Source organism: Parabacteroides sp. CH2-D42-20 (assembly GCF_003670185.1).
Taxonomy (GTDB): Bacteria; Bacteroidota; Bacteroidia; order Bacteroidales; family Tannerellaceae; genus Parabacteroides; species Parabacteroides distasonis.
This window is the reverse complement of the sequence record NZ_RAYG01000002.1, coordinates 19,818-43,054: the sequence shown is the minus strand read 5'-3', so window position 1 is coordinate 43,054 and position 23,237 is coordinate 19,818. Positions and strand designations below refer to the sequence as shown.

18 protein-coding genes and 1 pseudogene are annotated in these 23,237 nt (G+C 45.1%); 8 read left to right on the top strand and 11 right to left on the bottom strand.

Translation table 11 applies throughout. The features are described from left to right. Positions 1-13 precede the first annotated feature (13 nt). The 4 genes from D7V92_RS01760 to D7V92_RS01745 form a co-directional block, all read right to left on the bottom strand. The gene (locus D7V92_RS01760) at positions 14-1,669 is read right to left on the bottom strand and encodes an AMP-binding protein (protein ID WP_121772152.1); all 1,656 of its coding nucleotides are present in this window, start codon (positions 1,667-1,669) and stop codon (positions 14-16) included. 12 nt (positions 1,670-1,681) lie between these two features. Beyond that, a complete protein-coding gene (locus D7V92_RS01755; protein ID WP_005854235.1) occupies positions 1,682-2,236 on the bottom strand; it encodes a helix-turn-helix domain-containing protein in 555 nt (184 codons plus the stop codon). A gap of 183 nt (positions 2,237-2,419) precedes the next feature. After that, complete coding sequence (locus tag D7V92_RS01750; RefSeq protein ID WP_005854236.1) at positions 2,420-3,073, bottom strand: DUF1349 domain-containing protein; 654 nt, start codon at positions 3,071-3,073, stop codon at positions 2,420-2,422. 153 nt (positions 3,074-3,226) lie between these two features. Then, positions 3,227-3,415 carry a ferredoxin gene (locus D7V92_RS01745; protein WP_005854237.1) on the bottom strand — a complete coding sequence of 63 codons (189 nt, stop codon included), beginning with the start codon at positions 3,413-3,415 and terminating at the stop codon, positions 3,227-3,229. A gap of 216 nt (positions 3,416-3,631) precedes the next feature. On the opposite strand from D7V92_RS01745, the gene pruA reads away from it, so the two are divergent. Further along, positions 3,632-5,263, top strand: coding sequence for an L-glutamate gamma-semialdehyde dehydrogenase (gene pruA / locus D7V92_RS01740; protein WP_005854238.1), 1,632 nt, complete (start codon positions 3,632-3,634; stop codon positions 5,261-5,263). A gap of 90 nt (positions 5,264-5,353) precedes the next feature. Beyond that, entirely contained in the window at positions 5,354-6,541 is a 1,188-nt protein-coding gene (locus D7V92_RS01735) for a proline dehydrogenase family protein (protein WP_008779995.1), read from the top strand. A 62-nt stretch (positions 6,542-6,603) separates the two neighbouring features. Here D7V92_RS01735 and proC read toward each other — a convergent pair whose 3' ends face one another. Then, positions 6,604-7,407 carry a pyrroline-5-carboxylate reductase gene (gene proC, locus D7V92_RS01730; RefSeq protein ID WP_005854240.1) on the bottom strand — a complete coding sequence of 268 codons (804 nt, stop codon included), beginning with the start codon at positions 7,405-7,407 and terminating at the stop codon, positions 6,604-6,606. A 154-nt stretch (positions 7,408-7,561) separates the two neighbouring features. Here proC and D7V92_RS01725 point away from each other — a divergent pair, with 154 nt between their 5' ends. After that, positions 7,562-8,779, top strand: coding sequence for an aminopeptidase C (locus D7V92_RS01725; RefSeq protein ID WP_036618522.1), 1,218 nt, complete (start codon positions 7,562-7,564; stop codon positions 8,777-8,779). A 105-nt stretch (positions 8,780-8,884) separates the two neighbouring features. Here the strand turns inward: D7V92_RS01725 and D7V92_RS01720 are convergent, their stop codons facing one another. From D7V92_RS01720 to D7V92_RS01710, 3 genes are all read right to left on the bottom strand, one after another. After that, complete coding sequence (locus tag D7V92_RS01720; RefSeq protein WP_057328206.1) at positions 8,885-9,493, bottom strand: hypothetical protein; 609 nt, start codon at positions 9,491-9,493, stop codon at positions 8,885-8,887. Between the two features lie 100 nt (positions 9,494-9,593). Beyond that, positions 9,594-11,453, bottom strand: a complete 1,860-nt coding sequence (locus tag D7V92_RS01715) for a mechanosensitive ion channel family protein (protein ID WP_087342521.1) — start codon at positions 11,451-11,453, stop codon at positions 9,594-9,596. A gap of 15 nt (positions 11,454-11,468) precedes the next feature. Continuing rightward, positions 11,469-13,703 (bottom strand): S9 family peptidase, encoded by a 2,235-nt coding sequence (locus D7V92_RS01710; RefSeq protein WP_121772151.1) that lies wholly within the window; start codon positions 13,701-13,703, stop codon positions 11,469-11,471. Positions 13,704-13,832: 129 nt separating this feature from the next. On the opposite strand from D7V92_RS01710, the gene D7V92_RS01705 reads away from it, so the two are divergent. Together D7V92_RS01705 and D7V92_RS01700 are read left to right on the top strand one after the other, a co-directional pair. Beyond that, a complete protein-coding gene (locus tag D7V92_RS01705) occupies positions 13,833-14,345 on the top strand; it encodes an FKBP-type peptidyl-prolyl cis-trans isomerase (RefSeq protein WP_005867264.1) in 513 nt (170 codons plus the stop codon). Positions 14,346-14,683: 338 nt separating this feature from the next. Further along, entirely contained in the window at positions 14,684-16,798 is a 2,115-nt protein-coding gene (locus tag D7V92_RS01700; RefSeq protein ID WP_121772229.1) for an outer membrane beta-barrel family protein, read from the top strand. A gap of 5 nt (positions 16,799-16,803) precedes the next feature. Here the strand turns inward: D7V92_RS01700 and D7V92_RS01695 are convergent. Next, a pseudogene (locus D7V92_RS01695) lies at positions 16,804-17,390 on the bottom strand (phosphoglycerate mutase family protein). Positions 17,391-17,544: 154 nt separating this feature from the next. Continuing rightward, positions 17,545-20,223: a calcium-translocating P-type ATPase, PMCA-type gene (locus D7V92_RS01690; RefSeq protein WP_057328211.1), complete on the bottom strand. Its 2,679-nt coding sequence runs from the start codon at positions 20,221-20,223 to the stop codon at positions 17,545-17,547. A gap of 122 nt (positions 20,224-20,345) precedes the next feature. On the opposite strand from D7V92_RS01690, the gene D7V92_RS01685 reads away from it, so the two are divergent. The 3 genes from D7V92_RS01685 to D7V92_RS01675 all read left to right on the top strand — a co-directional run bounded on the left by D7V92_RS01685 (position 20,346) and on the right by D7V92_RS01675 (position 22,284). Next, a complete protein-coding gene (locus D7V92_RS01685) occupies positions 20,346-20,681 on the top strand; it encodes a DUF6565 domain-containing protein (RefSeq protein WP_008773659.1) in 336 nt (111 codons plus the stop codon). A 19-nt stretch (positions 20,682-20,700) separates the two neighbouring features. Beyond that, a complete protein-coding gene (locus D7V92_RS01680) occupies positions 20,701-21,675 on the top strand; it encodes a S9 family peptidase (RefSeq protein WP_087342536.1) in 975 nt (324 codons plus the stop codon). 114 nt (positions 21,676-21,789) lie between these two features. Beyond that, entirely contained in the window at positions 21,790-22,284 is a 495-nt protein-coding gene (locus D7V92_RS01675; RefSeq protein WP_057328213.1) for a DUF4251 domain-containing protein, read from the top strand. Here D7V92_RS01675 and D7V92_RS01670 read toward each other — a convergent pair. Then, positions 22,270-23,196, bottom strand: a complete 927-nt coding sequence (locus tag D7V92_RS01670) for a TIGR01212 family radical SAM protein (RefSeq protein WP_121772150.1) — start codon at positions 23,194-23,196, stop codon at positions 22,270-22,272. The genes D7V92_RS01675 and D7V92_RS01670 overlap by 15 nt on opposite strands. Positions 23,197-23,237: the final 41 nt, after the last annotated feature.

Sequence of the window (23,237 nt, the reverse complement as noted above, 5' to 3'; positions counted from 1 at the left end):
AAGTTATGATTTATTATTTATTATCTTTATCCCGGATCTCTACCCGTCGGATCTTTCCGCTGATTGTTTTCGGCAGTTCGTCCACGAATTCGACAACACGGGGATATTTGTAAGGAGCGGTGACACGTTTCACGTGATTTTGCAATTCTTTGATCAAGGCATCATCCGCTTTATCCTTATAATCCTTCGCCAATACGATCGTGGCCTTTACTACCTGTCCGCGGATCTCGTCGGGGACACCGGTGATAGCACATTCCACTACCGCCGGGTGAGTCATCAAGGCACTTTCCACCTCGAACGGCCCGATACGGTAGCCGGAACTCTTGATCACGTCGTCCGCGCGGCCAACGAACCATAAGTAACCATCCTCGTCACGCCAAGCCACGTCTCCCGTGTAATACAGGCCATCGTGCCAAGCTTCCCGGGTACGTTCCGCGTCCCGGTAATATTCCTTGAATAACCCGATAGGCTTGCCATTTGTTGTGTGTATCACGATCTGTCCTTGCTCGCCATCCTCCGCACGGCTTCCGTCCGGACGCAATAAATCGACATCGTACTGCGGGTTGGGAACACCCATAGAGCCCGGTTTCGGCTCCATCCACGGGAAAGTGGCGACTGTCAGAGTAGTCTCTGTCTGGCCGAAGCCTTCCATCAATTTAATGCCGGTCAGTTTATAGAACATATCGAATACGGCAGGATTCAAAGCCTCGCCGGCGATCGTACAATATTGTAAGGATGATAAATCGTATTTAGTCATATCCTCACGAATTAAGAAACGGAAGATCGTAGGAGGAGCGCAAAGCGAGGTGATCCGGTAATCCTGTATCATCTGCAACATATCAGCAGGCGTGAATTTCTCGTGGTCGTAAACAAATACGGTCGCTCCGGCGATCCATTGCCCATATAGCTTACCCCAAACCGCCTTGCCCCAGCCTGTATCCGCGATCGTCAGGTGAAGGCTGTCCTTATGCAAGTTGTGCCAGAAACTGCCAGTCACGATATGCCCCAGCGGATACGTAAAGTCGTGGGCCACCATCTTGGGGTTTCCGGTCGTACCGGAGGTGAAATACATCAAAGAGATATCGTCATTGCTATTCGGGTGAGACGGGCGGACGAAAGGAGCGGCGTTTTGGATACCCTGTTGGAAATCCTCGAAACCTTCCGGTATTTCCGGCCCTACGGATACGACTCTTTTTACGGTCGGTGAGTCCGGCAAAGCCTCTATGATATGTTTCGTTATCACTTCCTCTCCGGCGCAAACGATCATCTTGATATCGGCGGCATTCGCACGATAAACGATATCTTTCTTGGTCAGTAAGTGTGTAGCCGGTATCACGACAGCCCCTAATTTATGCAACGCGATGATAGAGAACCAGAACTCATAACGGCGTTTGAGTATCAGCATCACCATATCGCCATGTCCGATCCCCAAGGATTGGAAATAAGAAGCCGTCTGGTCCGTATACCGTTTCAAGTCGGCAAACGTAAAATCAATATGCTCTCCATGATCGTTTGTCCAACATAACGCTTTCTTATCCGGTTCTTCCTCTGCCCAAGCGTCTACCACATCATATCCGAAGTTGAAGTTCTCCGGTACCTTGATCTTGAAGTTTTTAATAAAATCCTCTTGCGACTCAAACGTCGTTTTATCTATAAATCTTTCTAACATGCTGTTGATCGTTTATAAAATGACGGCCAAGAAACTGACCTTTTCCCCATCCAGCGCTTTCATACCGTGAGGAAGCTCTGAGTTAAAATAAATACTATCACCTTCTTCTAAGATAAGATCTTTATTGTTGATCTGTAGTAACAGACGTCCTTTTAATACCATATTGTATTCTTGTCCCGGATGGGAATTGAGATACATCGGCTCATCCTCTGGTTTGGGATGTACGGTTACCAAGAAGGGGTCCGCTTTACGTCCGACGAAACCGGCGGCCAATGATTGGTACTTATAGGCTTTCGTACGCTCTACGGCAACACCTTTTCCATTACGAGTAATAAAGTACGTACTCATTTTAGGCTCGTCGCCAAACATCAACGTGGTTAATTCTACGCCATAAGCCTGTGAGATCTGGTGCAATACGCTAACGGAAATATCAACCGTGCCGCTTTCCAGCAGCAAATATTGCTCAGTCGTGAGGTTGCAGACCTTTGCCATTTCTTCCGGCGTAATCTCCAGTGCGTCCCGTAGTCCGGCCAGACGCTCCGCGATTTGTTGTATCTGTTCGTTCATTTTGCTGAAGTTATTGTATTATGTCGCTCCAAAGATAGGAATAAAAAGCAAAAAGAAGGTGAAAGCCCTTGTTTTCTTTTCTAATTAACAGGTATGGCTTGTTTTTAATACAAATGACGCAGATAATACGGATAAGAATAGCAAATCCGTGTCATCTGCGTCTGAAAGATAAGCATCTAATACTTATTCAGCATTTTTCTTTAGCCATTCTAACCGGCGCTGATCCGGGAGGTGTTTTACCTTGAAATGCTCGAATGTCACATTAAATCCTTTCCCGTCGGGACAAGCGGCCATAAACCCGACTTGTACGGGGATATTGTCTTGTAGCCAAGCGTTACGCATAAGGGTGTATTCCTTATCATCGAATGAGTAGAAGATCTCCACGGCGTCCAATCTCCGGACAGCTTTTATCCATACATAAGGGATCGCTTTGTCTAAGGTGATAACGCTCCAATCGGAAGTTTTATGCGTAACGACCGCACTTAGGTTGTATTTACCATCCACGAACTCTATACCGGCTTTTATATAATTTTCATGATTGATACGAAGCATCAGGCCGGCTTGGTCAAAACGCTGCTTATAATCGCCGGTTATCTTGACTTTCACTTCGAATTCACCCCCATAAGTAGCATAATAAAAAGGAGCGTCATCTACCGTAAACCCGTAATGGGAAATCCTCCAATAGTCGCTTTGGGGAGTGACCTGCATGGAAAGCGACTTATCTTTAATCTCCCATTGCTCCGGCTCGTTGAACCATTGCATCTTATCTAATGATTGCGCCCCGCAAAATTGCAAAGAGGCGACAATAACAAAACTCAGTAATACTAATTTTCTCATTTTACTTCTTATTTCTTATTTTGATTCTTTCTATTCCCGTAAGAGGTTAATGTTATTAACCTTACCTCCGCAAAGGTAACGTGTTATTATAGATCGCGCAATGATTCTGAGATTTTATCTAGGAAGGAAAAGTAAGGGTTAATGTGTTTTTGTCTATTCGTATTTGATGACCTCGACCGGACAGCTTTCGGCAGCCTCTTTAATACCCGCCTCGAAATCATCGAAATTAACTCCTTCGTTTACACGTGAACGATCTGTAACAGTGAATACTTCCGGGCAAATGCCCTCGCATGTACCGCAAGCGATGCAATCCTCCTCAATCCAAACTCTTTTAATTGCCATAATTTTATTCCTTTAAGATGATTAATATGTTAATGTAACAAACAACTTTCGCGGATTGTTTTCGGGAGAGGCCTTTTAGATCATTGTATAGACCGTGGAATGAGCTTATCTTTGGTTGATATATATTAACGTTTATACGCCACTGTTTTAAAATAAATTTGCTACGTTTACAGCAGAAAGTTTCATTGAATAACCATTTAAAAAATCTGAAGTATTATGGATAATGCTATTTTTAGATTTCCTAAACCCATTAATGAGCCGGTAAAAGCGTATGCTCCCGGATCAAGTGAAAAAGCATCCTTAAAGAAAGCGTTAGCGCAGATAAGTTCCGAGGAATGGGATATTCCTCTGGTAATTGGCGGAAAAGAGATCCGTACGGGTAATACCGGTAAGGTCGTTATGCCTCATGATCATCATCATGTATTGGCTACTTATCATAAGGCGGGCGAGAAAGAAGTACAAATGGCTATCGACGCCGCCATGAAAGCGCATAAGGAATGGTCAGAACTTCCATGGGTGGAACGTGCGTCTATTATGCTTCGTGTAGCTGAGTTGTTGGCTACGAAATATCGTTATATCCTGAACGCTTCGGTTATGTTGGGACAGAGCAAGAATCCGTTCCAAGCGGAGATCGACGCTCCCTGCGAATTGATCGATTTCTTGCGTTTCAGTACCTTCTACGCTAGTCAAGTATATGCCGATCAACCCTATTCCGAGACGGGTATATTGAATCGTATGGAATACCGAGCCTTGGAAGGTTTCGTGTTCTCGCTCACGCCGTTTAACTTTACGTCAATCGCTTCCAACCTGAATATGGCTCCGGCTATGATGGGTAACGTGGCGGTATGGAAACCGTCTACTACGGCGATCCATTCGAACTATTTCTTGATGAAGGTTTTCCAAGAGGCCGGTTTGCCCGATGGCGTAGTGAATTTCATCCCGGGACAGGGTAGCGTGATCGGTAAGGTGATTACGGGTAGCCGTGATTTGGCAGGATTCCATTTTACAGGCTCTACCTCTACGTTCAATACCTTATGGCGTCAGATCGGAGAGAACTTGGGGCATTATAAATCTTATCCAAAAATCGTAGGCGAGACAGGTGGCAAGAACTTTATCTTCGCTCATCCTTCCGCTCCGGCGTTGGATGTAGCTACCGCTATCGTACGCGGTGCGTTCGAGTATCAAGGGCAGAAGTGCTCGGCGGGTTCTCGGGCCTATATCCCGGCTTCTCTCTGGAAAGAGGTGAAAGATTACGTGGGCGATATGCTGAAAGAGATCAAGATGGGTGACGTGCAGGATTTCACGAACTTTGTCAATGCCGTGATCGATGAGGCTTCGTTCGATAACATCATGAGTTATATCGATTATGCGAAACAGTCTCCGGACGCGGAGGTTCTTTTTGGTGGTAACGGGGACAAATCGGTTGGTTATTTCGTGGAGCCAACGGTTATCCAGACCACGGACCCGATGTTCAAGAGCATGGTAGAGGAAATCTTCGGGCCGGTGATTACGATCTACGTATATGACGACGCTAAATATGAGGAGACTTTGGAACTTTGTGATCGAACTTCTCCGTACGGATTGACGGGTTCTATTTTCGCCCGTGATCGCTATGCGATCGATAAGGCATTCAATACCTTGCGCTATTCGGCCGGTAATTTCTATATCAATGATAAACCGACCGGCGCCGTGATCGCCCAGCAACCGTTCGGCGGTTCCCGTGCGTCCGGAACGAATGACAAGGCCGGTGGCCCGCTGAACTTGATTCGTTGGACGAATCCTCGTTGTATCAAGGAATGTTTGGTTCCTCCGACGAGCTACGGGTATCCGTTCTTAGGTGAGAAATAATTGTCATAATTAAGAAATACCAACTGATTGTGGGGGAGACGGGGCGTGCCCCGTCTCTACGCTATGACGTTACCTTTATCTACATACAATATGTTAGACTTTAACAATACCGAGATCGCTTTCTCGTCGAAGTCGCGGGGAGAACTACAAAATGCTTACTGGCTTTTTAATACGATAAAATATCCTTGGTTGGTAAAATGCGCTAAAGTAGCCACGAGTATAGCCTTGAAAATACATTTCCCGCTGGCTTGGGCGGTGAAGCCTACCTTATATAAACAGTTCGTTGGGGGAGAAACTTTACAAGACTGTTCCGCAGCCATCAACCACTTGATGAAATACAACGTGAAATCGACGCTCGATTATTCGGCGGAGAGCGAGCAGACCCCGGAGGGCATACAGGCGACTTTCGAGGAAACCTTGCGCTCGATAGATTTTGCGAAAGGAAATACGAATCTGGCCTATGCCGTATTCAAACCATCCACGATCACGACCGATGAGTTACTGGCCAAAGCTTCCGAGAAACGGGAAGAGCTTACGATAGACGATGTCCGGCATTTCCGCGAGTTCCGCGAGCGTTTTATGGCGCTTTGCCAACGGGCTTACGATAACGACGTACGTATTTTAGTGGATGCGGAGGATTATTGTTTCCAAGATGCCATTGATGCGTTGACCGATGAGGCGATGCGTAAGTTCAACAAGAAACGTGCGATCGTATTCGCTACCTTGCAAATGTATCGTCATGACCGGATGCCTTATCTGCGTCGTATCTACGATGACGCCGTGGCGAAAGGTTATATTGCGGGCGTGAAATTCGTGCGCGGGGCTTATATGGAAGCGGAGCGTGCCCGTGCGGCGGCGTTGGATTATCCCGATCCGATTTGTAAAGATAAGCAGGCCACGGACGAGAATTATGATGCGGCGGTCCGTTTCACCATGGATCATTTAGATCGTTTTGAGATGTTTATGGGAACTCATAATGAGGAGAGTAATTATAAGTTGGCGAAATTGATGGACGAGAAGGGGATCGCCCGCGATGACTCCCGTGTTTTCTTTGCGCAGCTATTGGGAATGAGCGATAATATTTCCTTCAATTTAGCCCATGCGGGATATAACGTAACCAAATACGTACCGTACGCCTCGGTAAGGGATGTACTGCCGTATTTGATCCGGCGTGCGGAAGAGAATACTTCTGTCGCGGGGCAGACCAGCCGGGAACTCCGGATGTTGGAGATGGAAATGACTAGGCGGAAAGAACATAAACCTGCCGAGGGCAGGTAAAGTAGTTTGTCAGCATATTTCGGGGCGTATTGGTGCTGGCAAACTACTTTGTCTGCCTATTTTTATTTACTGGCCTTCAGTCCCCGGATCACGGAAGAGGTAAAACCGGAAAGTTCCATCTCATTTAGACCCTTGATCGTGATTCCGCCCGGAGTTGTTACCTTATCGATTTCCATCTCCGGGTTACTTTTGTTCTCGAGCAATAAATCAACGGCGCCTTTCACGGTATGCACCACGATCTCTTGCGCTTGTTTCGGATAGAAACCCAATTCCACGCCGCCTTCTATCGCCGCGCGGATATAACGCAAGGCGAAAGCGATGCCGCTGGAAGCCAATGCTGTTCCTGCGCCCATCAACCGTTCTTCTACCAACATGGCGTTGCCAAGCTCGTTGAAGATATGGATGATTAGATCCGTTTGCTCCTTGGAGGCGTTGCGGGCGGAAACGAAAGTCATGCTGCTCATCACCTCGATAGCCGTGTTGGGCATGATCCGGAAGATCGTGGGAGTAGCCAGACAATCGAAGTCTGTATTCTTGGTCAAATAAGTATTCAACAGGTCGAAAGTCACGCCAGCCGCTACGGATACGATGATTTGTTTCTCGAAGTCGAGCACCGACTTAATCTCATCTATAATCATTTCTACACGCCAAGGTTTAACGGCGATTATAATGATATCAGCGTTTCGTGCCGCTTCCACGTTATCATGGGTCAAGATAAAGTCCGGATCGATCTTTCTCATCTTCTCCAAGGTCTCATCCGATTGGGCGGTACAAGTGATATCAGAGGCTTTGAACATGGTTCCTTTCGCTAAACCTCGGGCGATCGCTCCACCGATATTACCCGAACCGATAATAGATATTCTCATTTTGCAGATAATTAGTTATATATTATGTTTCCTGAGGAGGCAAACTTAGATAAAATATCTCAAATACGTACGACTTTGTAGAGTTAGCTACGGATAAAAAACTTACATTTGCGGTCGATACGGACTTAATACTAATATAAATATATAAAATTACATGAAAAAGACAATTCTAGTTTCAAGCATGCTATTCGCTCTGACTATGTCCGCTACGATCCAAGCGCAAGACACGGAGAAGAAGGAGAGTGAGGAGGGATTCGTGTTCACGACCGTGAAAGAGAACCCCATTACATCTGTTAAGAACCAAAATCGTGCGGGTACGTGCTGGTGCTACTCCTCGTACTCTTTCTTGGAGTCGGAGTTGCTTCGTATGGGAAAGGGCGAGTATGACTTATCCGAGATGTTTACGGTATATAACACCTATCTGGATCGTGCCGATGCTGCTGTGCGTACGCATGGGGATGTTTCGTTCTCGCAAGGTGGATCTTTCTATGATGCGCTTTATGGAATGGAAACATTCGGCTTGGTTCCGGAAGAGGAGATGCGCCCGGGCGTGATGTATGCCGATACGTTGAGTAACCATACCGAGCTTTCCGCCTTGACGGATGCTATGGTGGCCGCTATCGCCAAGGGAAAGTTACGCAAATTGCAGTCTGATGAGAATAACGCCATGTTATGGAAGAAGGCGGTCGCTGCGGTACATCAGATCTACTTGGGAGTTCCTCCTGAGAAATTCACGTATAAAGGGAAGGAATATACACCGAAATCTTTCTTCGAGTCTACAGGTTTGAAGGCTTCGGATTATGTATCATTGACTTCTTATACGCATCATCCGTTCTATACCCAGTTCCCGCTAGAGATTCAGGATAACTGGCGTCACGGTATGTCGTATAACTTGCCGCTGGATGAGTTTATGGAGGTCTTTGATAACGCGATTAATACGGGGTATACGATCGCTTGGGGTTCCGACGTGAGCGAATCTGGTTTTACTCGTGACGGAGTGGCCGTTATGCCTGATGATGAGAAGGTACAGGAGTTGAGCGGTTCCGATATGGCTCATTGGTTGAAATTGAAACCGGAGGAAAAGAAGCTGAACACAAAACCGCAACCTCAGAAATGGTGTACGCAAGCAGAGCGCCAGTTGGCTTATGATAATTATGAGACGACCGACGACCATGGTATGCAGATCTACGGTATCGCCAAAGATCAAGAAGGTAACGAGTATTATATGGTGAAGAACTCGTGGGGAACCAACAACAAGTATAACGGTATTTGGTATGCTTCCAAAGCATTTGTCCGTTATAAGACCATGAATATCGTGGTTCATAAAGATGCCCTGCCTAAAGCGATCAAAGCCAAGTTAGGTATCAAATAATCGGTCCGCTAAGGATGGTTTAAATAAAAACTAAACCCCGATAGCTTCCGGCGATCCGGTAAGACTATCGGGGTGATCTATATATACAAAGATGTGCTGCCTATATTATTGAACAAGTTTTAGTGTGTAGTTAAGATCTGCCGCCGCTTTTTGCAACGCATCGTTCATCAAGGTCAAGTTATCCCCTTCTACTAGGAAATAAATGACGGGTTCGCCATCACTAGGAATCAACTCGTAGATTACTGCGCTAGCGTCATCGGGAGCTCCGTGCTTTACTTTTTGTTTACCGGTTGTAATGGCTTTCTGAGGAGCTTTCTTCGCCGCTCCGGTGCTTGAGGCTACTGCTTCCGGTACGGTATAAAGAGCATCCAACTCGAATACGCCTTCCTCGTCTGCGTTATCTTGTTGATAATACAAGGTTAAGTCATAATCTACATTCACGCTATCCGGAGAAGTCAGGGTTCCCTTATACTTTTTTTGGATAACCGGTCCCTTTTTAGGATCAGCCTTCAAGGAATCTCTCATATTCACGGGTTTTGCCGGTTGAGTCGCCTTAACAGAATGGATCAGTGGCAGAGACGGAGCGTCCGGAGCCGCCGACATTATGGCGAATTCTTCTTCCTCTACTTCTACGGGTACATCCTTTTGGGCTTGTTTCCCGCTACATGCGGCCAAAAATGCCATAGCCGCTACTGCGATAAAATACTTTTTCATTACCATTATTTATTTTATTAGTGACGTTTGGACATATAACATAAAATCCCCCACGATTTGTTTCGTGAGGGATCATTTTTAACTATTTACCGTGAAATATTTATTTCTTTGAAGGCTCTACCCTGTCATCCAGATAGGGAGAGGCCGGGATCGTGGAAGCGCTTCCGTCTCGTCCGGCGAAATAGTGCGGTGACATGATCTCTACGCCAGCCTCATTGAATACGTCCTGTATGTTTTGATGCAGGTCGGAATAGATATCCCCGAGTTTATCGGCGTCCTTTATATAAGCGTTGATTTGATAACAGGGATAGTAATCGCTTAGTTCGGTCTCCAATACGAAAGGCTTCGGCTCTGGCAATACCCCGGTGGTCTGGCGGGCGGCATTGATCAATAATTGATGAACTTGCCGCCAAGGTACGTCGTAGCCGATCGTAACCGTGCTGTGGATGATTAATCCGTATTGCCGTGCGGATACGCTATAATTTGTTGTATGGGAGGACATGATAAAGGAGTTCGGGATGGTCACTACCTCATTCTTAGGGGTACGTAAACGGGTGACAAACGGAGTCTTCTCGATCACGTTGCCAGTCGTCTCGTTTAGTTGGATACGGTCACCCAATTTAAAGGGCCTCATATAAGTAATGACCAGCCCTGCGATGATATTTCCGATCACCGTACTGGAACCCAACGATATGATCAAACCGACAAATACGGATATGCCTTGAAATACCCCCGAGTCCGATCCCGGCAGATAAGGATAGATCATGGCGATCATAAAGGCGTATAGCAGGAAACGGATGATATTAAACGTCGGTTGCGCCCAATCCGGGTAAAAACCTGATATTTTCAGGTTCTCGCTCTCTATCTCGTTGGCTATGTATTGGATTCCTTTTACGATGTATTTGATACAGTAATAGATCACCAAGATGATAAACAAGTTCGGAATATAGGAAGCTACCGATTTAAAGATCATCTTTACCGGCTCCAACAAGTAGGAGAATATCTTCAAGGCTAGATCTTCTGTTTGCGGGAAGATAGCGAAAAGGATCGGTACACTGATGGTTAATTGGATTAGTAACACGATCCATCGTATTACGTTGGTGAAAAACATCAATACACGCCCTTGGCGATGTGTGTTGAGAAATTCATAATCCCGGATGGTAATAGATCTGAGTCGGTTCTGCTTTAACCAGATAATTTTCCTGCGTAGTTTCTTAAACAGATAGTTGGTCAGCTTAAACAGGAAATATTGGATGATAATTACGAGGATGAACAATAATACCCGTTTCGCTATCTGTAAGATACTATGTTGCTCCCTTAGCTCTTGTATCTTGTTTTGGATAATCGGTTGATATTGTTCTGCGAGGGCTATACGACTGAGATTTTGCCATAGGGCATCTTGATCGGTGATACTTAGGATAACCTTATCTCCGTACATGATATCCGTTACGTATTCGCTGTCATAGATATAGATGGAATCCTTCTTCAAGGAATGCGAGGTCCCGATCTTTACCATGATATTGAGGATGTCCTCAGCCCGGTCAACCGGGGTGCGGCCTCCGCGCTTGGCGTAAAGGTGAAATAAGGTATCCCCCTCTACGACTACAGGTACGCCGGGAGTCAGTGCCCGAAGGGAATCGATACGGTTTCGTTGCTCGGCCCTTTTTAGGGAGTCGGCGGTAGCGTTGCTGTTTTTCGTGCTTTCCAGCTCGTCTTTCAGTAAGATCTCGTTTAGTTTCATCTCTTGCAACTGGAGGGCTAGCTCCTGCATCTTGATGGAATCCTTCCGGTGCTGCTCATCGAGCGAAAGCGTATCGGTTGGGGTAACTGGTTCCTCCGGATCATTGCCTAATGTCGTAGACAATAGTTCTTCGGCCTTTTCCCTTAATTGGGCGTTGGACACCGTTGGCAGGAAACTGATTCCTGCCAAGATCACTAATCGCAATAAAAATTGTTTCATTGAATCGTGGATTAACTATTTACCACCGGCCGGAAGATGCTCCAGCCAGTATTTAGCCATTGTCTTACGTAGGTGAAGAGTCGTTCCTTCCCTTTCGTTGATGCTATGGCTACGCATCGGGTAACTGATTTGCGTAAACATCTTTCCGTTCTTGATCAACTTGTTCACCAGCATCTCGCAATTTTGGTAATGCACGTTATCATCTCCCGTACCATGAATAAGCAGCAGATTACCTTCCAGTCCCTCGGCATAGGTAATCGGGGAACCTTTGCGGTAGCCTTCCGGATTGTTCTGCGGAGTATTCATGTAACGTTCTTGGTAGATCGTGTCGTATAGGCGCTGGTCAGCGACAAAAGCGATCGCTATACCGGTATGGAATACTTTCGGATAACGGAACATGCAGTTCAAGGTTTGACTGCCGCCGCCGCTCCATCCGGTAATGCCGATCCGGCTGGCATCGATAAACGGATATTGACGGGCCATATCTAAAATACCCCTGCTTTGATCCTCGGAGGAGAAAGTGCCCACTTCCCCGTAAATACATTTACGCCATTCACGCCCACGAGGAGTATTCGCGCCCCGGTTCTCTATACTCACCACGATATAGCCTTGGTTCGCCATATATTGTTGCCATAAATCTCCGTTACCCCATACATCTTGTACGGTGGCGCTCGCCGGCTCGCCGTATACCTCTATGATAACCGGGTATTTCTTGGATGCGTCGAAATCGACAGGTTTTATCATCCATGCGTCCAAGGTTAGATTGCCGGACTTGACCTTGATAAATTCTTTCGGGTTTAATCCTAAGGCGGCGTATTGATCCTTGGCTTGGGCATTATCCTCAAGCATGCGTACGGATTGATGTTTCGGGAAAGAAACCATGTCGATAACGGATGGGGTAGAGGCGTTACTATACGTATGTATAGCCCATTTGCCGGTGGGTGACATGTTGTAGCGGTGCTGTCCGGATTGTTCCATGGGGCTTACACGCTCCACTTCTCCATTGCCGAATGCTTTAGCCCGGTACAAGTAGCGTTGGGTGAAATTGTCCGGGGAGGCTATGAAATAGACCCAGCCCTTTTGTAGATCGGTCCCGACCGGCGAGATATAATCAAAATCACCTTTGGTGATGGGTTGTATCTCTTTTCCGTCACGGCTTATCCGGTATAAATGCCGCCAGCCACTACGCTCGCTTTCCCATGTGAAATAGTGGTTGTCCTTTAACCATTGTATGTTATCATTCGTGTCCAGCCATGCGGCATCCGTATCGGTGAAGATATTATTCAGCGAGTTATCGGATATCTTGGCGATCCATACCTTATTTGTATTCTGCGGGCGGTTTAGTTGCTGTATGAACAACTCGTCGCTTTCGGGGATGAATTCCATACGGGGCAGGTAGTTGTTCCGGGGATCTCCGGGTATGGCGATCCAAGTGGTGTTCCCGCCGGTAGAGGAAACGTAGCCTACTTTTACGGCTGAATTGGTGGTTCCTGCCTTGGGGTATGGGAAATGAATTACCTTTGCGTAGATGGAGTCTACATTATTAATAATGTCGAACACTCCCGTTCCTTTCGTATCGCTTTGCCAATAGGCGATATGCTTTCCGTCCGGGCTCCAGCGGAAACCATCCCGGCAACTGAACTCCTCCTCATATACCCAATCGAAGGTTCCGTTGACAATCGTATCGCTTCCGTCTTTTGTTAGCTGCGTGATTTTCCCGGAGTCTATATCTTCTACATATATATTATTATTGGAAACGTAGGCTACACGTGTGCCATCCGGAGAGAATTTAGCGAACATCATGGAGGATTCCGGCATTCCTTTTCCCAATTGACGTAAAGCGCCGTCCTTTAGGTTTAATACCCAATAGTCACCCCGTGTATCATAACGCCATACCCGTTGGGTATTGTTATAAATCAAGACTTTCTCATTATCCGCACTCCAAGAGATGCTACGTACGGGGATAGGCTTTCCGGTAGATTTGTCCGTCAATAGGGATGAGGGGATAATGACTTCACGGGAGTTATCTTTCGCTCGATAGGCGACGATATCCGTGCCTCCGGTTTGCTTATTATTTTCCAAGCAGCTATAACGTTCACCGTCTTTTAGCCAAGTCATGCTTCCGATGCCTTTCGTTTGTATGACGTTACCGGCAACGATATCCTCAAGATTCAACGCTTTTTGTGCCATGCTTATACCTCCCGACAGAAGGCTGATCGTGGCGATCGCTATTAATTTATTTAGTTTCATGTTGTATTAGTTGGTTACTACTATATTTATGCAAAGAACGGAAAGTTAGTTGATATAACAAAATGGATTTGTATATTCGCGCCTCGGAAATCAAGAATAATCATAATTTAATTTTATATAGAAATCGGAATGAAAGCACTTTCAATGTATGTATGGTCACTTTTAGTGATCATGATGATGGGATTTACTTCTTGTGGGGATGATGAGCTTCAATTCTCGGAAGAGCAATTGGCTTATATCAACAAAAACAAGGAATACATCTGGGAAAAGAAAACAGAGAAAGATGAGAAGGGTGAATTAAGATATAAGCAAGTTGTTCTAGGGGGTGATACCGCCTTATACCGGATCATTCGGAAAGAGAATGAATGGACAACGACACCTTCCGCAATCTCAGTGGTTTATTTACTTGATCTGGAAGGGAAGTATATTGACGGGCAAGTCTTTCAAAAGAAACTGGATAGATCAAGTTTTTCTATGAACGGCATTATCCCGGGCTTAAGCGGTGTCTTATTGAATATCCATCTGGATGAGACCGTGGAGGCGATTATCCCGGCTTCGCTAGGTTATGGATATGGAGATTATAGCGGTATCCCCGGAGGTTCTACTTTAATATTTACTTTTACCTTGGATAAGGTCGAATGAATAATGCCTTGATGAATAATACCTTGATGGATAAGCCTATCTTCTTTATTCGCCGCCGCTGAACGAACATTCAGCGGCGGCGAATAAAGAAGATATCGGGTTGCGGGAGGTTTTATATAGTACTGGGAGAACATTTTATTCGGTTTGATCTGATTTTTATCTTTATAAGATTTAGCACGGTTACTTAATTCCGCCAACGGGTTAATAGTATAAGTAGGTGTGGTGCAATTGCTTTATTTTTAGTGTACATACGATTTATTCGTAAATATTCGATAGCTTCGTTGCTTATCTCCTTTTTTCTTTTTAATTTGGCGGATTATAAACATAATCTTGATATTATGAAGACTGCCATTGTTCCTTTCTTGTTGCTTCTGAATATTCTTGTCGCTGTAAATGCACAGACTAAGGATTCTGTTATCTTGGTGAAAGATAGTATTACGGTAAAATTGCCGGATGTCTACGTTACTTCCGAGCGTCCTTTGGTTACGGTTACGGACGATGCCTTATCTTTCGACGTGCCTAACTTGATCAGGGCCAAACCGGTGAATACTGCATTTGATATTTTAGGAGAGATTCCCGGATTGGTGAAAGAAGGGGACAACGTTAGTATCATCGGCGTCCCTACTACGAACATTATTATTAACGGACGTAGAAGTTCAATGTCATTGTCCCAGATTGTAGAGCTTCTGAAATCTACCTCGGCCAGCAAAGTAAAGAGTATAGAGCTTTTGTATAGCTCTCCTCCAAAATATGGCGTAAAAGGAGGTAGTATAAATATCATTATGGAGAAGAAAGTGAATGAGGATTTAAGTGCCGATATCTCTTTGACCGGAAAGCAAGCTTTCTACTTCTCGCCAACCGGGTTAGTGAATTTATCTTACTCCAAAAAGAAATATAGTCTGGATCTATCTTATTCCGCTAATTATAACCATTCCCGTTCAACCGAGGATATGAACGCCTATCCCATCGTGAAGGATCGTCCTTATGAGATCCTGCAAGAAAATACGGCAGTAGGTCATTCCATGAACCATACGATTGGGGCAAGTGCCAGTTGGTTTATGGATAAGGGGCGTGAGGTGGATATTTCTTATTATGCCAAGATAACGGATTCTAATTCCAAACGATATTCGAACACTCTATTTGTGGGTATTGAGAATGCGGAAAGTAATAATAAGTTATCGGGCCCGAAGAATCTTCAAAATGTACGGTTGAATTATGCACATTCCAAGAACTTGAACGCAGGGGTGGATTATACCTATTATAAGGATCGCAGGGATCAATATATGATCTCGGATTATCCCGATACGAAACAAGAGGTGGAGGCTACCTCCCGGCAAAATATCCATTTGGCGAATGTATTCGTTAACTACGAACGGGTATTAGGAAAAGGATGGAAAATTAACGTAGGCACGAATGTGCAGTTATCCTTTACGGATAATAGCTCCTTTACCTACCAAGATAAACAGGAGGATCTGTCAGCTACGTTTGCCCAAAAAGAAAAAGAGTATACGGCGGGATTGTATGCCGGTTTCTCTAAGCGTTTTGGCAAGAAACTGGTGTTGAGCGTTTCTCTTTCGGCGGAGTATAATAAGGTGGTGATTGATTCGGTGGGCCGGAAATGGACTTTATGGTCTGGGGTAAATCTCTATCCACAATTGAACTTGAGTTATACGATCGATCCATCGAATATGCTTCAAGTCAATTTCTCCAGCGATAAGAAGTATCCGGCGTATTGGGCCATGAGCTCGAATGTTTCTTATTTGAATGTGTATAGTCAGGTACGGGGAAATCCTTATTTGGAACCGGAACGTATTTATATGGCTAGGGCTAATTATATCTTGAAAAAGAAATATGTTTTTGGACTATTCGCCAATCATCATGTGAATTATATTCGCCAATTGTATTATCAAGATACGAAAGCGTTGAGAGCCTATTACCAATCGGTTAATTTCGATAAGCATAATACTTTCGGGGCGATGGCAGTTATCCCGTTTCGGATCGGTGGGGTGGTTAGCTCACGGTTCGTGGCATCGGGCTTCTTGATTCAAGATGAGGGAGTGTTTATCGATATTTCGTTTGATCGGAAAAAGTTGTTCGGGCAGTTGATGTTGTTCAATACGTTTACTTTATCAAGGAAAAAGAACTTATCGTTAGAAGTTAACGCTCGCTATAGTGCGCCTTCGGTACAAGGTATCTATGATGTGGATGGTAATTATAATGTATCGGCGGGTCTTGTCTGGAATCCGATACCGAAAAAGTTAAGTGTAATGCTGCGAGGTGAGGATTTGTTAAAGGGCTTACGTGCGAAAACGCATATTGATTATCCCAGCCAGAAGAGTGATATGACGATCTATTCGGATACTCGTTCTGTATCGCTCACCTTAAAGTATACATTGGGCAAGATGAACCGGAAGAATAAGAAAGAGATCGATTCTTCACGGTTTGGCCAATAATGTTCTTATGGAATCCATTCGATAACGCCTGTGACTGGATGTTGTTTTTTCCAGTCCTCTAATTCCGCATACGTACGCACGCCGTCTTGAATGACTGCTTGGTAATATTCCACGCCCATGATTTTCGCTGTATCCGGTGTCTCATATTTCAGTTTTAAGATGGCCTGCCGGGTCTCGTCAGTCAGTACGGCGGTTATACGTTCGGCCATTTTCTCGAAATAACCGTCATAACGGGAACCTTTTACGATATGGATCATATCAATTTGCCAGAGTTCGTTATCCGGGTCTTGGAACCATGCTGCCACTCTACGCATTGTTCTTCCGTATCGAGCGAATTTCCGTATTCGATCCGTTTAATGAGCGGGTTCTCCGCTAGTCGGGCCATCGCTAGGAAGCTGTCGGATATACGGAAAGGAGAAGTGTAAATATGAAAGTCGATATCCTTATGTTTCATGAGTAGTCCCATATTCAAGGAGCCTACTAGGTTTATTTCCGCCCCGACGGATTTCCATATATTTATAATGTCGGTTTGCCGGATCACTTCCCAAGCTCTTTCTTGGTTTCTTTTCGCTAATTCTAATAGATGTTTCATTATTTAAATAATTTGAGGTGTGAAGTTAAGACACGAAGCGGGATAAGGAAATAGCTATTTATAGCTAGGTTGGTTTTAATATATCATACGGGTACACTATTTCCGGTTGTAGGGACGGGGCACGCCCCGTCCCTATAAGTTGGACAATATATATTTATCTTTTGAATAACCGGAATAACTCACCGATCCATAAAACCAGAGAGGAAGATCCGATAATGATTGCCCAGTCTTTCAAGGACAACGGTATTACGCTGAACATCTCGCCTCCAAAAGTGACGATCAAGTATTGACCAATCAAAATCAGTAAAGCGACCAGCAAGAAGCTTTTACTATCCTTTAAATTGGCAAAAGCGGAACGTCCTTCCATAAATGCCTTTGCGTTAAACATATTCCAGAACTGTAGCATCACGAAGAAGCTGAAGAACCACGATAAATCATGCGGCGTTAAACCGTCTTGCGCATGGAAATAGAACAACAAGCCCATCAAGATTACAACAAAAGCGAATCCGACACCGAAAATATTGTAAGCCATCGGGCGGGTGATAATGAAATCTCCATCCTTACCGCTCCGGCGAGGTTTATCTTTCATCACTCGCTCATTCGGTGGGAGAGAAGCCAACGCTCCGGCAGCGAATGTATCCATGATCAAGTTTACCCATAACATCTGCGTGATGGTCAAAGGCGATTCCGTACCTAATAAGGAACCCAATAGCACGATCAAACAAGCGGCTACATTGATGGTCAATTGGAATAACAGGAATTTCTGGATATTTCGGTACAAGGAACGTCCCCACATCACCGCACGGGTAATGCTACTGAATGAGTTATCGATAATCGTGATGTCGCTGGCTTCCTTGGCAACGGAAGTACCGTCTCCCATAGAGAGGCCTACTTGTGCCGCTTTCAAGGCGGGGGCATCGTTTGTCCCGTCGCCGGTAACCGCTACCACGGCGCCTTTCTGTTGTAATAATTGTACCAAACGCTGTTTGTCCGTAGGACGGGCACGGCACATGATCTTCAAGTCTAAGACACGATCCAAGGCCTCTTGATCGCTAAGCGCCTCGAATGCGGGACCCGTGATAATGTTCCGGTCGGTATCATTCGCTTTCCACGTACCGATCTGTCGTCCGATTTCTTTAGCAGTACCCGGTGTATCTCCGGTGACGATCTTCACGTCGATACCTGCGTCCAAGCAACTTTGAACAGCGGGGGGCACATCCGCACGTACCGGATCGGAGATAGCGACGATACCTAGGTACGTTAAATCCGTATCATGTAAACGACCCTCAACGAAGAAGGTCTCATCCATTCCATCCTCGATTATCTGGTAAGCGAAGCCAAGCGTACGCATCGCTTGGTTCTGGTAATCCAATAATTGTTTTTCGATGCCGGCTTTACATTCCGCCACCGGTTTGTAAGTTCCGTCTATCGCCACCCGGTTACTGTTGGCCAGTACGATTTCGGGAGCACCTTTCACGTAAAGTACCTTCTTGCCGAGTAACGGTGATTGTACGATTGTAGCCATATATTTCCGTTCCGTAGAGAAGGTCAATTGATCTAGGATCGTAGCGTTCTCTCTTAATTCCAGATAATTTTGGTGTTGTCCGTTCAACCAGAGTAAAAGGGCGGCCTCCGTCGGGTTTCCAAGGGTTTTTACTTTTTCTTCCGAGAAATCGAGGAATGCCGTGGAGTTCGTGGAGATACCTTCTTTGATCAGGTTACTTAACTCATCCTCCCCGAGCTTTTGGTCTTTCAGGTTGTAGAAATTCGTTTGGTAGACTTGCATTTGGTTCTGCGTCAACGTTCCGGTCTTGTCCGTACAAATTACGGTAGTCGCTCCCATAGTCTCACAGGCGTGCATTTTGCGGACAAGATTATTCGTCTTCAACATACGGTTCATGCTGAGGGCCAAACTTAACGTGACACTCATCGGTAATCCTTCCGGAACGGATACCACGATCAACGTAACCGCTACCATAAAGTAGTTGAGGATATGGGCGATGATGTCCATCGCCGGCATCCCGGGGAAACTATCTGATAAAAGGAATTTTACGGTCAAGGCGATGAACGTCACTCCGGCGATCGTATATCCGGCTTTGCTGATCACTCCGGCCAAGCCTTTCAACTGTATTTGTAAAGGAGTCTCTACATCGCTCTCGATTTGCGAGCCTTCGTAGACCTTACCGTATCCGGTAGCGTCACCCACCTTTTCTACTTGCATTACGCCATGTCCGTCCACGACCGTCGTTCCTCGCATGACTACATTGGACGGATAAGTCGCTTCCGTATCGAAATCCGCCTCGTTTGTTGTCTTGCTGATAATCGGTTCACCGGTTAGTGTGGATTCGTTGATCTGTAGGGAGATGGCTTCAAGCAAATGTCCATCCGCAGGAATTTCCTCACCTGTCTCCAAAACAACGATATCGCCTACGACGACCTCTTTTTTCGGTATTTGGCAGATATTCCCGTCACGGATTACCTTTACTAAAATATCATCATTGACTGTATTCAAGATATCGAATGCCTTGTTCGCTTTCACCTCGAAGAAAAAGCCCACGCAACTGGCAAGCATGATCGCGAAGAAAATGCCGATCGGCTCCAAGAAGGCCGTAAAACCTTTCGCCTCAGGTCCCCAGCAATGTACGCCAGCGATTATCATGGACAAGAGCCATGCCACTAATAATATACGAATAATAGGATCTTCGAATTTCTCCAAGAATTGGCTCCATAACGAAGCTTTCTCGGGCGGGGTAAGTACATTCTCGCCGTGAAGGCGCCTGCTCTCTTCTACTTCTTGTTTGGTTAATCCTCGGTACTGATGTTTTTTCTCCATAAATTTATTAATCTGATTAAGAAAATAGGATAGCAAATTACGTAAAGTTATACGACATATACAAGGGTTTAACCTTTTTGCATATATTTGTGTTGTATAACGAATTAATTTTTAATTAGAAGATGAAGAAAGTACTATTCATGTTATTGGTTATGTTCGCTTTGAGCGCCTGCCAATCAAAGGATTCATATGTGAAGGAGTTTAGTGATTTTGTAGATAAGGTGGAAATGGAGGCCGCTGATTATACCGATAAGGACTGGAAGAAGGCGGATCTGAAATTCTCGGATCTATCCACGGATCTTTACGCCAAGTTCGAGGAAGAGTTAAACGCTGATGAGAAAGCGGAGATCATTAAATTGCAAGCGACATACGCCGGATTGAAAATGAAAGCGGGCGTGAAAGACGCTGCCAAGAAAGTGGATAAGTTCTTGGATGGTTTGAAGGAAGGAACAAAATAACCTCTAATACGAAAATAAGATGAACAGAAATTGGGTGTATTCGCTATTTGCTTTATGGATCGTCTGTTCGTTCGCCTGTACGCAGCCTAAACCTGTGGCGAATGTGGAAGTTCAAAAAGAGAATTTTGTATTCTCTATAAAAGGGACAGATACATTGTCCTTGGACAAGTATGAGTTGACTTCTATGTCGCCCGCCTCAAAAAAGCCTGTGATGATTTTTGCTTTTGGCGGTGGGTTTAAAGGGGGAGATAAGGCGGATAAAGGATATGTTCCCTATTTCGAGTTCCTCGCCCGAAACGGATTTGTGGTCGTTTCTACGGATTATCGTACCACCTTGAAGAATCTGGATCCTTCTAAAGTCTCTTCTCCAATGGACTTTATCGCAGCCTTGCAGCATGCGATCGATACGGCGGTAGAGGATTTTTATGATGCTACCGGTTTCGTGATCAACCAAAGCTCGGATTGGAACATCGATGTGGAGCAGATCGTAGCGAGCGGTTCGAGTGCCGGGGCGATTACGGTATTGCAGGCAGAGTATGATTTATGTAACGGACATGAGTTGGCGAAAAGGCTACCGGCAGGTTTCAACTATGCCGGTGTGATCTCATATGCCGGTGCGGTCTCTGGTGTGTTTCCTCCACATTGGGAAAAGATGCCTTGTCCGATTATGCTATTCCATGGCGATGCGGATAAAACCGTTCCTTTTGAACAAGCCGCTATGGAGAACATCGGCGGTTTATGGGGATCATCCGCTGTAGCGAAAAGTCTGGAAAATCTTCAAGCTTCCTATTATTTTTATAAGGTAGAGAATGCGGGGCACGAGATCTCTGGGCTTCCTATGTCCCGGAACCAATACGATATCATGAGCTTCTTGAGCCGTCAAGTCTTAGGCGATGAGAATTTAGCGATCACGACAGACGAACGTGTTCCCGGTGATACGATCGTACGGAAAGATTTTACCGTACAGGATTATATCTTGGATAATTTGCGTTAATATGATAATGAAATATAAACAGCCTTAATTTGATCTTTTTAGATTAAACTATTCACCCGAAGGATTGTCTATACTATATAGAGTGATTAATAGTGTGTTTAGTTTATTAAGGTTATGAGATTAACAAGGTTAGTTGGATTTTTAGGGATTGTCCTTTTTTGTGCGGGGCAATCCCTTTTTGCTCAAAGTAAGCAAGAGCGGAAGGAGCAAAAAGAGAGAGTAGTGAGGGAGATCGTGGATAGCGGTCGTATTAAGATCGATGTGGATCGTGCCGTACCGATGGCCGGGAAATCCGTCAATCTTACTTCCCCCTACTCATTGGAAATACATGGTGACTCGATCCTGTCTTATCTTCCTTACTTTGGACGTGCTTACTCTGCTCCTTATGGTGGTGGAGAGGGCTTGACGTTTAAAGAAGTGGCGACAGAGAAGGAGCAAATCTCTAAAAAGAAAGGCAGTTCCGAAATCAAGTTCCGTGTAAAGACCAAAGAGGATGTATACATATTTCGGGTGGAAGTCTATCCGAATGGCTCGGTGACAATCAATGTGACACCCGTGAATAAACAGGCTATTACCTTTTATGGTGATGTTGCCTTAGACTTGAAATAGTCGTCCTTGCCATGTATCTCTTTCCTCGATCCGCTTATTTACCTTAGCGGTAAATTCGAAATTCTTTAAACCCCAATCCGGTGCGATCAGTAGCTCTTTGGGGGATTGTGATACGAACCTCTCTACTACGATAGAGGGGTTCAGTCGTTCTATGAAGTCAATCACTAATTCGATATATTCATCAGCCGTATATAAATGGAAATCAGAAGGATCTTCCTTGAACTCTTTCGCCATGCGGGTATTCTTGATTAGCTGCAATTGGTGCAGTTTAAGTGTCGTGATCGGGAGGCGTGATAAGACATCCGCATGGTGTAATATTTCATCCCTACTTTCTCCCGGTAGTCCGAGTATCAGGTGTGCCCCGGTGTAAATACCTTTTGCCGCCGTACGACGGATAGCGGATTCCGATTCTTCATGGGTATGCCCTCTGTTTATGCGGACTAAGGTCTTATCAAGCGTACTTTCCAATCCATATTCAATCATGACGAATTTTCGCAGGGAAAGCTCCGCAAAATAATCCAATAAACCTTCCGGCATACAGTCCGGACGAGTGCCGACAATCAATCCTTCTACTCCGGGATAGGCAAGCGCTTCCTCATATTTGAGAATAAGAGAGTCTAATCGGTCGTATGTATTCGTGTAGGCTTGGAAGTAGGCCAGATACCGCATATCCGGATATTTGCGGGAAAAAAAACGTACGCCTTCCTCTAATTGCTCGGTAACGCTTTTCTCCGTATGACAGTATTCTGGACTGAATGTTTGGTTATTACAATAGGTGCAACCGCCCCATCCTTTAGACCCGTCTCGGTTCGGGCAGGTGAAGCCTGCGTTTATGGAAATCTTCTGAACCTTGAATTTGAATAGATCCCGTAGAAAATCCCCAAATTCATAATATCGTTTAGTTTTTTTCATAAGACAAAGATACGATTTCTCGCAATTTGAATCACTTTTTT